Annotated in this window: 9 protein-coding genes; all 9 read left to right on the top strand. The window is 65.7% G+C overall.

Annotation, left to right across the window (positions count from 1 at the left end; all coding sequences use genetic code 11):
• Positions 1-676 precede the first annotated feature (676 nt).
• The 9 genes from dnaA (at position 677) to gyrB (ending at position 12235) form a co-directional block, all read left to right on the top strand.
• Positions 677-2263, top strand: coding sequence for a chromosomal replication initiator protein DnaA (gene dnaA, locus JVH1_RS18290; protein ID WP_011596259.1), 1587 nt, complete (start codon positions 677-679; stop codon positions 2261-2263).
• Between the two features lie 647 nt (positions 2264-2910).
• Positions 2911-4095, top strand: coding sequence for a DNA polymerase III subunit beta (gene dnaN / locus JVH1_RS18285; protein WP_005249107.1), 1185 nt, complete (start codon positions 2911-2913; stop codon positions 4093-4095).
• A gap of 62 nt (positions 4096-4157) precedes the next feature.
• Positions 4158-5069 carry a phosphogluconate dehydrogenase (NAD(+)-dependent, decarboxylating) gene (gene gnd / locus JVH1_RS18280; protein WP_009476746.1) on the top strand — a complete coding sequence of 304 codons (912 nt, stop codon included), beginning with the start codon at positions 4158-4160 and terminating at the stop codon, positions 5067-5069.
• Positions 5070-6302, top strand: a complete 1233-nt coding sequence (gene recF, locus JVH1_RS18275; RefSeq protein ID WP_009476747.1) for a DNA replication/repair protein RecF — start codon at positions 5070-5072, stop codon at positions 6300-6302.
• Complete coding sequence (locus JVH1_RS18270) at positions 6292-6858, top strand: DUF721 family protein (RefSeq protein ID WP_009476748.1); 567 nt, start codon at positions 6292-6294, stop codon at positions 6856-6858. The genes recF and JVH1_RS18270 overlap by 11 nt, the downstream gene beginning before the upstream one ends.
• 125 nt (positions 6859-6983) lie before the next feature.
• The gene (locus JVH1_RS18265; RefSeq protein WP_009476749.1) at positions 6984-7892 is read left to right on the top strand and encodes a metal-dependent hydrolase; all 909 of its coding nucleotides are present in this window, start codon (positions 6984-6986) and stop codon (positions 7890-7892) included.
• Positions 7889-9007, top strand: coding sequence for a PDR/VanB family oxidoreductase (locus tag JVH1_RS18260; protein ID WP_009476750.1), 1119 nt, complete (start codon positions 7889-7891; stop codon positions 9005-9007). The genes JVH1_RS18265 and JVH1_RS18260 overlap by 4 nt, the downstream gene beginning before the upstream one ends.
• Positions 9008-9056: 49 nt before the next feature.
• A complete protein-coding gene (locus tag JVH1_RS18255) occupies positions 9057-9995 on the top strand; it encodes an alpha/beta fold hydrolase (protein WP_009476751.1) in 939 nt (312 codons plus the stop codon).
• Positions 9996-10192: 197 nt separating this feature from the next.
• Complete coding sequence (gene gyrB / locus JVH1_RS18250) at positions 10193-12235, top strand: DNA topoisomerase (ATP-hydrolyzing) subunit B (RefSeq protein ID WP_009476752.1); 2043 nt, start codon at positions 10193-10195, stop codon at positions 12233-12235.
• Positions 12236-12643 lie beyond the last annotated feature (408 nt).

The raw sequence follows: 12643 nt of genomic DNA, 5'->3' as shown, positions 1-12643 counted from the left end.
TCAGGTGTTCATCCACAGGGTGGGGATGGAACGACTCCGAAACTGGACTCGAGCCAGCACGAAACCGCCACCTCACCACAGGGTGACTGTTCGAGAGTACTTACCACTCACGGTCAGGTCAAACTCGCTCACCTGCGATTCCCCCGCGAATCGGTTGACCGACACGCCGAGGATCGACAAATGCTTGCACCCCAACTTCCAATGTGCCAAACCGCTGTGAGGTTGCCGACACTGTTGCTAGCGTCTATGCATGGTCTCGCCGATGAACCCTGATCGAGTGCCCAGCTCTCGACTTCACCGTTCTCATCTGCATATTCACCACAATTCATCCACAGGGCACAGATGGTGTGCCGCTTCGGATCGCCACGAGGGTTGTTGACACCCTTCACTTCCCGGGTCCGTGAACCCGCTCATCCAGGCTTCGCATGCATAAGCGCAGGTCAGCGCGCTGGATCTGGACTCCTCGCCGTGCAACGGCGTCTCGACAGGAGGCGTCTGCACTTTGTCCACATCTGTGGATAATTGTGTGGAAACACTGTTCAGATGGCATATTCGTAGGTCCGTACGGGGTCCATCCTCAGGTCGGGGAAGCTACCGATTCCACCTCGACGACGGCACCGACACTCGACTCGGCACCGCTGGCGCCGAATCCGCGAACACACTGGGGAGGAACCACGTGAACGACGATCCGAATGCGCTCGCACGGATCTGGATCGACGTCGTCGCAGACCTCACTTCCGATTCGCCCGGCGGCGATCTGCCGCCGTTGACGAGGGGACAGAAGGCGTGGTTGGCGCTCGTCAAACCGCTGACGCTCGCACAGGGCTTCGCGCTCCTGTCCGTTCCGTCGCCCTTCGCGCAGGAGGCGATCGAGCGGGATCTCCGTGAACCGATCCTCCACGCCCTCGGCCGGCATCTCGGTGAGCAGGTCGAAGGCCTCGGTGTGCGTATCGCGGCCCCGGTCGACGACGAACCCGAATCCGATCCGCCGAGCCGGGACCACCGGCCCGAGCCGGAACCTCTCCACACGCCTCGCCACCTCGAGCCCTCCGTCACCAGTTCCGGGTCGTTCCGCAGGCGCCGGTTCGGTTCCGGAGAGGATCAGCCCTACTCCGACACGACGGACTTCGAGGAAGTCGACGACGACCGCGAGGCCCTCGCCAGCGTCCACGAATCCTGGCCGTCGTACTTCACGAAGCCCCCGTCCGGCCCGGCACCGTCGGCGACCGGGGGGAACAGCCTCAACGCGAAGTACACGTTCGACACGTTCGTGATCGGCTCGTCCAACCGGTTCGCCCACGCCGCGGCGGTCGCCATCGCCGAGGCGCCGGCACGCGCGTACAACCCGTTGTTCGTGTGGGGAGCGTCCGGCCTCGGCAAGACGCATCTCCTGCACGCCGCCGGCCACTACGCCCAGCGGCTGTTCCCGGGGATGCGGGTGAAGTACGTCTCCACCGAGGAGTTCACCAACGACTTCATCAACAGCCTCCGCGACGATCGCAAGGTGGCGTTCAAGCGCCGCTACCGCGAGACCGACGTGCTGCTGGTCGACGACATCCAGTTCATCGAGGGCAAGGAAGGTATCCAGGAGGAGTTCTTCCACACCTTCAACACCCTGCACAACGCGAACAAGCAGATCGTCGTCTCGTCCGACCGGCCGCCGAAGCAGCTGGCGACACTCGAGGAACGACTGCGTACCAGGTTCGAATGGGGCCTGATCACCGACGTTCAGCCACCCGAACTCGAGACCCGCATCGCGATCCTCAGCAAGAAGGCCCGAATGGACCGCCTCGAGGTGCCCGACGACGTCCTCGAGTTGATCGCCTCCCGGATCGAACGCAACATCCGGGAACTCGAGGGTGCCCTCATTCGTGTGACGGCGTTCGCATCCCTGAACAGGCAACCCCTGGACCTCACGCTCGCCGAGGTGGTGCTGCGCGACCTGATGCCGGATTCGTCGAGTCTCGAGATCAATGCGGCGACGATCATGGCGGTCACCGCGGAGTACTTCAACATGTCCATCGACGACCTCTGTGGCCCCGGTAAGGCCCGTCCGCTGGCGTCCGCCCGCCAGATCTCCATGTACCTGTGCCGCGAACTCACCGATCTGTCCCTGCCGAAGATCGGGCAGACCTTCGGCCGCGACCACACCACCGTGATGTACGCGGACAAGAAGATTCGCAAGGAGATGACGGAGCGGCGGAAGGTCTACGACCAGGTCCAGGAGCTGACCGCCCGGATCAAACAGCGTTCCAAGAGATAGTCGCCGTCCCGCCACTCCTGTGCCCCTGGTAGCTCGCCTACCGGGGGCACAGGTCGTTTCGGGGGAACCGCAGGGCCGCGGGCAACTCGAGGGGCTCCTCGAGCCGGTCCTCGAGGGTTGGCTCGAGCGGGTCCTCGAGGTACCGCTCGAGGGTCTACTCGAGGCTCGTGCGAACCCCCGCCGATACGACACGCCGGTGCAACACGCCGACGCCGGGACCTGGGATAAAGCATGCACACCTGTGGATAAGTGTGGGGATGAGGTGGAATCTCTGTGGACAGAACGTGCAGAACTTTGAACAACCTCGAGTAGTCCACATGGGTGCCGGATTGGTCCTCGAGTTTGTCCTCGAGAATTCCCCATACGGCGACGCGGACGGACCAGCGGCTACACGCCTTCGTCCACAGATTCCACAGGACCTAATAGTACTTCTCATTAATTCTTATAAAAACCTCTTTGAAAACAGGGTTGGGGACAGCGTCGGTTCACAGGCCTCGGTCGGCGACTCGAGGACGCGACGGTTCCGCTTTCAACTTCGTCCTCGAGGGCATACGGTTATGCATCGCCGCTCTGTGAAAGACTGCAGTGCTGTGGTCACGGCCCGACCGTGGCGAACAACCGTGCCTACCGAGAGGAACAACCCGGCGATGGAGCTTGGAAGCCTGAAGTTTCGTGTCTCCCGGGAAGAATTCGCTGATTCAGTGGCATGGGTCGCTCGCAGTCTGCCGTCGCGGCCTCCTGTCCCCGTTCTCGGCGGTGTTCTCTTGGACGCGACCGAGCAAGGGTTGACGGTTTCCGGATTCGACTACGAGGTATCGGCCCAGGTCAGGGTCGCAGCCGAGGTTGGCAGCGCCGGTCAGGTCCTCGTCTCCGGCAAGCTTCTCGCCGACATCACGAAATCGCTTCCCAACAAGCCGGTCGACGTGACTCTCGAAGGCACCCGCGTGCTGATCACGTGCGGAAGCGCCAAGTTCTCCCTGCCCACCATGCCGGTCGAGGACTATCCCCAGCTTCCGCAGTTGCCGCAGCAGACCGGCTCGATTCCCGCCGACGTCTTCTCCGAAGCGATCAGTCAGGTGGCTGTCGCGGCGGGCAAAGACGACACCCTGCCGATGCTCACCGGCATCCGCGTCGAGATCGAGCGCAACGCGATCGTGCTCGCCGCCACCGACCGGTTCCGTCTCGCGGTCCGTGAACTCGAGTGGTCGCCGGCGAACCCCGACACCACCGCGGCCGTCCTCATCCCCGCGAAGACGCTCTCCGAATCGGCGAAAACGCTTGCGGGAGATGCCACGTCGCCGGTCGAGCTGGCGCTCGGTTCGGGTTCCGCAGTCGGCAACGACGGCCTCCTCGGCATCGTCAACGACGGCCGCCGCACCACCACCCGGTTGCTGGACGCCGAGTTCCCGAAGTTCCGGCAGCTGCTGCCGTCCGAGCACACGGCACTGGCCACCGTCGAAATCGCTCCGCTCGTCGAGGCGATCAAGCGTGTTGCCCTCGTCGCCGAGCGCGGTGCGCAGGTCCGCCTGCAGTTCTCCACCGAGGGACTTCTCCTCTCCGCGGGTGGCGACGATGCGGGCCGCGCCGAGGAAGGCTTGAACGCGGTCTTCCAGGGTGAGCCGCTGACGATCGCCTTCAACCCCGGCTACCTGATCGACGGACTGTCCTCGCTGCACAGCGAGCAGGTGCTGTTCGGCTTCACGACCCCGAGCCGCCCCGCCGTGCTGCGTCCGGCCACCGAGGACGAGATCGAGCCCGACGATTCCGGCAACTTCGCGGCGCCGGAGAGCGCGTACACGTACCTGCTGATGCCGGTGCGTCTCCCGGGCTGACCGTTTCGCGGAAGCGAAAGCAGCACTGCCGAACGAAATCTCACGAGTGGACGGAGATCACGATGCAGATCGGGTTGGTCGGGCTCGGAAAGATGGGATTCAACATGCGCGAGCGGTTGCGCGCGCACGGGCACGAGGTGGTCGGTTACGACCCCCGCCCCGATGTCACGGATGTGGCGTCGCTCGCGGAACTCGCGCAGCGACTCGAGTCTCCCCGAGTCGTGTGGGTGATGGTTCCGGCAGGAAAGATCACCCAGGACACGGTGACCGAGCTGTCGTCGGTGCTCGAGACCGGCGACCTGGTGATCGACGGCGGCAACTCGAGATACACCGACGACAAAGTCCACGGTGAGCTGCTGGGTTCCCGCGGCATCGGCTACCTCGACTGCGGTGTGTCCGGCGGGGTCTGGGGACTCGAGGACGGCTACGGCATGATGGTCGGCGGATCGGACGCGGACGTCGAGCGGGCGCTGCCGATCTTCGACGCTCTGCGCCCCGAGGGGGAGCGTGCGGACGGCTTCGTCCACGCCGGCCCGGTCGGTGCAGGCCACTACGCGAAGATGATCCACAACGGCATCGAATACGGACTGATGCAGGCGTACGCCGAGGGCTACGAGCTGCTCGAGGCGGAAGACCTCGTCACGGACGTCCACGGTGTGCTGCGCGCGTGGACCAAGGGCACGGTGGTCCGGTCGTGGCTGCTGGAGCTGCTCGTCAAGGCATTGGGTGAGGATCCCGATTTCGCCGAGATCTCCGGTTACACAGACGATTCCGGTGAGGGTCGTTGGACGGTGCTCGAGGCGATCGATCATGCCGTGCCCGCACCGGTCATCTCGGCCGCGTTGTTCGCGCGGTTCGCCTCCCGGCAGGACGATTCCCCCGCGATGAAGGCCGTCTCGGCGCTGCGCAACCAGTTCGGTGGTCACGCCGTGAAGAAGGCGGCAGGCGAGGCAGAAGCCGGTTCTGGAACGTAGGTGTTCGTTCGCGCACTCTCGCTCAGAGACTTCCGTTCCTGGGACGCTCTCGGTCTCACCCTGCGTCCGGGCTGCACCGTCTTCGTCGGACCCAACGGGCACGGCAAGACCAACGTGCTCGAGGCGCTCGGCTACCTGTCGACCCTCTCGTCTCATCGGGTCAGCTCGGACGCCCCGTTGATCAGGACGGGGACCGGTCAGGCGTTCGCCGGGGCCACCGTCGTCAACGCCGGCCGGGAACTGACCGTCGATCTCGAGTTGAACGAGGGCAAGTCCAACAGGGCGCGGATCAACCAGTCACCCACCCGGCGGCCGCGGGAGATTCTCGGGATTCTGCAGACGGTGCTGTTCGCGCCGGAGGATCTGTCGCTGGTCCGCGGTGATCCGGGGGATCGGCGGCGCTATCTCGACGAACTCCTCACGTCCCGTATCCCACGGATGGCGGCGGTGCGCGCCGATTACGACCGGGTGCTGCGGCAGCGGTCGGCGCTGCTCAAGACCGCGGGCGGCGCGCTGCGACGGGTGTCTCGCGGCAGCGGCCGGCCGAGTGAGGACGGCGCGAGTGCCCTTGCCACGCTGGAGGTCTGGGACGGACATCTCGCCGCACACGGTGCACAGCTGCTCGCCGGGCGGCTCCACCTCGTTCACGATCTCGCTCCCCACCTGGCCGAGTCGTACCAATCGCTGGCGCCGGAGTCGAGGCCCGCGAGCATCCGCTACCGCTCGAGTCTGGGCTCCTCGCTGCCACCGGAGTTCACCGAACCGGCTCGAGTGCCCGAGGCGGGCGACATCGCGTTTCTCGAGGAGCGATTCCTTCAGGAGCTGTCCGTGATGCGCTCCAAGGAAATCGAGCGCGGCGTGTGTCTCGTCGGACCGCATCGTGACGATCTCGAACTGCACCTCGGCGACACCCCGGCGAAGGGATTCGCAAGTCACGGTGAGTCGTGGTCATTCGCGCTGTCGTTGCGGCTCGCGGGATTCGCCCTGCTGCGCTCGGACGGCAGCGATCCCGTCCTCATGCTCGACGACGTGTTCGCCGAACTCGACCGTCGCCGACGGCGCGCACTCGCCAAGGTCGCGTTGGACGCGGAACAGGTGCTGATCACGGCTGCCGTGCCGGAAGATGTTCCGGAGGAACTCGACGCCGTCCGATTCGGTGTGGAGGCCCGCGACACCGATCGAGGACGGATATCGCACATCGTGGAAGAGCCGGAGGACCGCAGTGACGGATGATCTCGAACCCACCGCACCGGCAGCGGCGGCCCCCGAACCGGAAGTGAAGGGAATCGACCTCGCCCGCCGTGCCCTCGAGGAGGCGCGTGCCGCGGCGAAGGCGAGCGGAAAATCCGTCGGGCAGGGCCGCCGATCCGGAACCGGTGTCCGGGCCCTGCGCGCCCGGCGTCGACGCGGATGGTCGGGTCCGGGGCCGGACGACCGCGATCCGCAGCCGTTCGGTGCACTGACCAACGCGATCGCGAAACAGCGCGGCTGGTCGCCCAAAGTGTCCGAGGGGACGGTCCTCGGTCGGTGGGTGCAGGTGGTCGGTGAGGACATCGCCGCGCACGCCGAACCGACGGGGCTGCGGGACGGGATCCTGAGCGTCTCCGCGGAGTCGACGGCCTGGGCGACGCAGCTTCGGATGATGCAGTCGCAGATTCTCGCGAAGATCGCCGCGGCCGTCGGCGACGGCGTCGTGAAGTCGTTGCGGATCACCGGTCCGACCGCTCCGAGCTGGCGAAAAGGGGAACGGCACATCCGGGGGCGCGGCCCCCGGGACACCTACGGATAGGCCGGAGCGGACGTTCGGTTCCTAGTTTTGTCTATTACCCGGTGTTACAGTTACTCCAGGTTTTCGAGTGAACTGTGCCACAGGCCTCCGTCGTGGCGCAGCCGCCGGCACGAAGGAGTATTGAGATGTCCGCCCCGACTGCACCCCGGAACGCGATCCCCGAACCGGACCACATCCTGTTGCAGGCCAGGAACGTGGAGTTCGACTGGTCGAACCTCCCCATGCACTGGATCCCGGGCGACCCGTTCAGCACGCACGCCCTCAACGTCCTGCATCTGCTCCTGCCCGCGGGCGAGGAGTGGTTCGTCGAGACGTTCAAAGAGGCGCTGCCGCAGATCGAGGACGAGCAGCTCCGCGACGACGTCGTCGGGTTCATCGGCCAGGAGGCGATGCACGCCAACGCCCACACCGGCGTGCTGGTGCACCTGAAGGAGAAGGGTCTCGACCCGACGCCGTTCACCGAGCAGATGGAATGGACGTTCTCCAAGATCCTCGGACCGCGACCGCTCACCGGTCTGCGGGAGAAGAACTACCTGATCGAGCGGCTGGCGGTCATCGCCGCCATCGAGCACATCACCGCGTTCCTCGGCGACTGGGTACTCAATGCAGAGGGACTCGACCGCTCCGGCACGCATCCGACGATGCTCGACCTGCTGCGCTGGCACGGCGCCGAGGAGGTGGAGCACCGCTCCGTGGCATACGACGTGATGCGGTACTTCGACAAGCGTGAGTCCCGGCGGATCCGCACCCAGGTGATCGTCACCCCGGTCATCGTGTGGCTGTGGGTGCGCGGCACCCGGTTCCTCATGCGCAACGATCCCGAGCTCGCCCAGTGGTCGGCGCACCGGCGTAAGCCGCATCTGACCGATTTCTTCGCGGCAGGCAAGCGCGGCACCCTCCCGACGGGCCGGGAACTCGGCAAGCGGATGTCGACGTACTTCACGCGTTCGTACCACCCGAGCAACGAGGGTTCGACGGCGCAGGCCGTGAAGTACCTGGCCTCCTCGCCCGCAGCTCAGGCGGCCGAACGATGAAGCTGTCGCAGGTGCGGGAGGTGCTCACCGGGCAGGGCCTGCCCCGCTACGACGCTCCCCCGGACATCAAGGGGCGACCGCGCCCCGACCGCGCCATGCGGATCACCGAGGCCGTGGCCGCCAAGTATCTCCGCGTTCTCACCGCGTACGAATACAACCCGGGCGTCGCCGGTCACAACCCGGACGTGGCGATGAAACTGGTTGTCTCCCAACGCGACGTCGTCGCTCGGGACGAGAACGTCGTGCAGTTGCGGTTCGAGGCCGAGGACGGTGCGGAACTCCCTGCGTGGCAGCCGGGTTCGCACCTCGACTTCCACCTGCCGTCCGGTCTGCGACGTCAGTACTCGCTGTGCGGGGACCCGTCCGATCGCACGGGCTACAATGTCGCCGTCCGCCGGATCCCCGAGGGCGGTGGGGGATCCCTCGAGATGCACGCGCTCGAACCGGGTACACCGGTGACGGTGCGCGGGCCCCGCAACGGGTTTCCCTTCGTCGGCGAGGGGAGTGCACTCTTCGTCGCCGGCGGAATCGGTATCACGCCGATCCTGGCGATGGTCCGGGCGGCACGCGACCTCGGAATGGACTGGCAGTTCGTGTACTCCGGCCGGTCGCGGGAGTCGATGCCGTTCCTCGACGAGATCGAAACATTCGATCAGTCAAGGGTTTTCATCCGACCCGACGACGAGTTCGGACTGCCGACCGCCGGGGAGTTGCTTGAGCGTGCCGCGCCGGGCGGCGCCGTCTACTGCTGCGGACCGACGCCGATGCTGGAGTCGGTACGCCGCGCGTTCCCCGGAAGCCCCGCCACCGCATTGCATTTCGAACGCTTCGGGGCTCCTCCGGTGCTCGACGGCACCGAATTCGAAGTGCAGCTCGTCAGCACCGGTGAGGTGCTCACCGTCCCCGCCGACGAATCCGCACTGACGGTGATCAAGAAGACGATGCCCGGAGTGGGGTACTCGTGCCAGCAGGGATTCTGCGGCACCTGCCGGGTGAAGGTGCTGTCCGGCACCCCGGATCACCGTGAGACGCGGCTCACCGACGCCGAGCAGGAGAACGAGATGCTGATCTGCGTGTCCCGCGCCGACAGCGGCCGTCTCGTCCTCGATCTGTAGTTCCCACCGTCGATCCCATACCCGAACCCGCACGACCAGAGGACCCACCATGACTCCATCCACATCCCGTACCGCCCGGCGGATCAGCAACGGTTCCGTCGAACTCGCCGTGTTCGAGGAGGGCAACCCCGACGGCGAGACGATCGTGCTGGTGCACGGCTGGCCCGACACCCACGACCTGTGGAACCGGGTGGTGCCGTTCCTGACGGAGTGGTTCCGGGTGGTCAGCTACGACAGCCGCGGCGCAGGCCGGAGCACCGTGCCCACCCGGGTCGAGGACTACCGACTGCCCGCCCTGGCCGGCGACCTGTTCGCGGTGATCGACGCCGTGAGCCCGGGCCGGCCGGTGCACGTGCTGGCCCACGACTGGGGATCGGTGGAGGGGTGGGAGGCGGTCTGCGAACCGGGAGCCCGCGAGCGGATCGCCTCGTTCACCTCGGTCTCCGGGCCCAACCTCGATCACCTCGGCAAGTGGATGCGCCGCCGCATCTCCGACCGCAGCTTCGGCGGGCCGCTCGCGCAGGCCGTCGCGTCCGGCTACACCGTCCTGTTTCAGATTCCGGGCCTGGTCACGCTGCCGTTGCGGCTGTGGTTCTCCCGGCACTGGCCGGCGTTCCTGAAGTTCTTCGACCGCCTCGACCCCGCGCTGGTGCGTCCGGCGCCGACGCTGGCGGACGACATGGTGAACGGTCTCAAGCTGTACCGCGCCAACATCCGGACGAGTCTGCTGCGGCCGCGCGAGCGGTACACCGACGTCCCCGTCCAGCTGATCCTGAACAAGAACGACAAGGCGGTACGGCCCGTCGGCTACGAGGACACCGAGAAATGGGCGCACGACCTGCGGCGTCGAGAGGTCGAGGCCGGGCACTGGTCGCCGATCTCGCACGCCGAGGACATCGCGCAACTCGCCGCGGAGTTCGTGCTGGACGTCGAGGACCGGCGGTGGGCGGATCTCCCCGACGGCCCGTCCGAGAGCGCTTCGGCCTAGGTTTTCACTCCCGAGACGCCCTGAAAATTCGTCTACGGGGCGCTCAGGGGTGTCATAGCCCGCTCCTGGCGCTGACGTACCAGTAAGATGGCCGAGGTAACTAGCGGCAAGATTCCCGATTCTCGTCTCCCGCGTGCCCGACCAGGGCGGTGGGCGCCTGCGTCGGGCATTGGACGGAGAAGGAGAGCTACCCACCCGTGGCTGCCCAGAAGTCAGACAAAAGCACCTCAAGCAAGGACTACGGCGCTTCTTCGATCACCGTCCTCGAGGGACTCGAAGCTGTTCGTAAGCGACCGGGTATGTACATCGGTTCCACCGGTGAACGCGGTCTTCACCACTTGATCTGGGAAGTCGTCGACAACTCCGTCGACGAGGCCATGGCCGGCCACGCCACCAAGGTCGAGATCACCCTGCTCGAAGACGGTGGCGTCCGGGTCGTCGACGACGGTCGAGGCATCCCCGTCGGGATGCACGCCTCCGGTGTCCCCACCGTCGAGGTCGTCCTCACCCAGCTCCACGCCGGCGGCAAGTTCGACTCCGACTCCTACGCCGTGTCCGGCGGTCTGCACGGTGTCGGTATCTCCGTCGTCAACGCGCTGTCCACCCGGCTCGACGTCGACATCAAACGCGACGGCTTCCAGTGGCACCAGACCTACACCGACTCGAAGCCGGGTGAACTCGTCAAGGGCGAGGCCACCAAGGAGACGGGCACCACGGTCACGTTCTGGGCCGACCCGAACATCTTCGAGACCACGGTCTACAGCTTCGAGACGGTCGCGCGCCGCCTCCAGGAGATGGCCTTCCTCAACAAGGGCCTGACCATCACCCTCACCGACGAGCGCGTCAGCGACGCCGAGGTCACGGAAGAGGTCGTCAGTCAGGTCGCCGACGCGCCGAAGACCGCCGAGGACGAGTCCGCCGAGGCGGAAGCGCCCGCAGTGCACAAGGTGAAGACCCGCGTCTACCACTACCCGGGCGGCCTCGAGGACTACGTGCGGCACATCAACCGCACGAAGCAGCCGATCCACAACTCCGTCGTCGGTTTCACCGCGAAGGGCACCGGCCACGAACTCGAGATCGCGATGCAGTGGAACTCCGGCTACTCGGAGTCGGTCCACACGTTCGCGAACACCATCAACACGCACGAGGGCGGCACCCACGAAGAGGGCTTCCGTTCCGCTCTGACGGCGACGGTCAACAAGTACGCGCTCGACAAGAAGCTCCTCAAGGAGAAAGACCCCAAGCTCACCGGTGACGACATCCGTGAGGGTCTCGCGGCGATCATCTCCGTGAAGGTTGGTGAACCGCAGTTCGAGGGTCAGACGAAGACGAAGCTCGGTAACACCGAGGTCCGGTCGTTCGTCCAGAAGGCGAGCAACGAGCACCTGTCGCACTGGTTCGAAGCGAACCCGGCCGACGCGAAGACCATCGTGAACAAGGCGGTGTCGTCGGCACAGGCCCGCGTCGCCGCCCGCAAGGCCCGCGAACTGGTGCGCCGCAAGAGCGCCACTGACCTCGGCGGCCTGCCGGGCAAGCTCGCCGACTGCCGGTCCAACGATCCGAGCAAGTCCGAGATCTACATCGTGGAGGGCGACTCCGCAGGCGGCTCGGCCAAGTCCGGCCGCGACTCGATGTACCAGGCGATCCTGCCGCTGCGCGGAAAGATCATCAACGTCGAGAAGGCACGCATCGATCGTGTGCTGAAGAACACGGAAGTCCAGTCGATCATCACCGCGTTCGGCACGGGCATCCACGACGAATTCGACATCGCGAAGCTGCGGTACCACAAGATCGTGCTGATGGCCGACGCCGACGTCGACGGCCAGCACATCGCAACGCTGCTGCTCACGCTGCTGTTCCGCTTCATGCGGCCGCTCGTCGAGCACGGCCACGTCTACCTGGCACAGCCCCCGCTGTACAAGCTGAAGTGGCAGCGCAGCGAGCCGGAGTTCGCGTACTCGGACCGCGAGCGCGACGTCCTGGTCAAGGCCGGCCTCGAGTCCGGCAAGAAGATCAACAAGGACGACGGCATCCAGCGTTACAAAGGTCTCGGCGAGATGAACGCCAAGGAATTGTGGGAGACCACGATGGATCCGACGGTGCGCGTCCTGCGTCTGGTGACGCTCGACGACGCAGCCGCAGCCGACGAGCTGTTCAGCGTTCTCATGGGTGAGGACGTCGAGGCCCGGCGAAGCTTCATCACCCGTAACGCCAAGGACGTCCGCTTCCTCGACGTCTAGGTATCCGGCACAAGAGATTACGGATGTCATGCAGCCACCGGCGGTCGGAAGACCCCGGTGGCTGCACCCGTCTGGGCCGGTTGCGGGACCGGGTCACGCAGAAATCCGTCCTCGACTGTGAACCGCGATTCTGTGTAGCCTGGTCCGCTGATCCACCCCGCGACGGCAACGTCTGGGATCGGTGGGGCGCATGTTACTTAGAAGTAAGGATCGGGGAATTTCTGTGGTAAGAACGTTCCCCATGGGGATGTGATGAACTCGTTACATTCGGAAATCGGTGCGTCGGGCAGCGCTGCGCACAGCGCAACTGATCGATCACTTTCCTCTGTCGACGCGTGTCGTCCGGGCCGGTACGACTGTCCCGCCGCAGGCGCGGTCACGAGCACAGAGCGACAAGCTATGAGTGGT

The organism is Rhodococcus sp. JVH1 (genome assembly GCF_000280725.2).
Lineage (GTDB): Bacteria > Actinomycetota > Actinomycetes > Mycobacteriales > Mycobacteriaceae > Rhodococcus_F > Rhodococcus_F jostii_A.
This window is presented reverse-complemented; position numbering and strand designations above follow the sequence as displayed.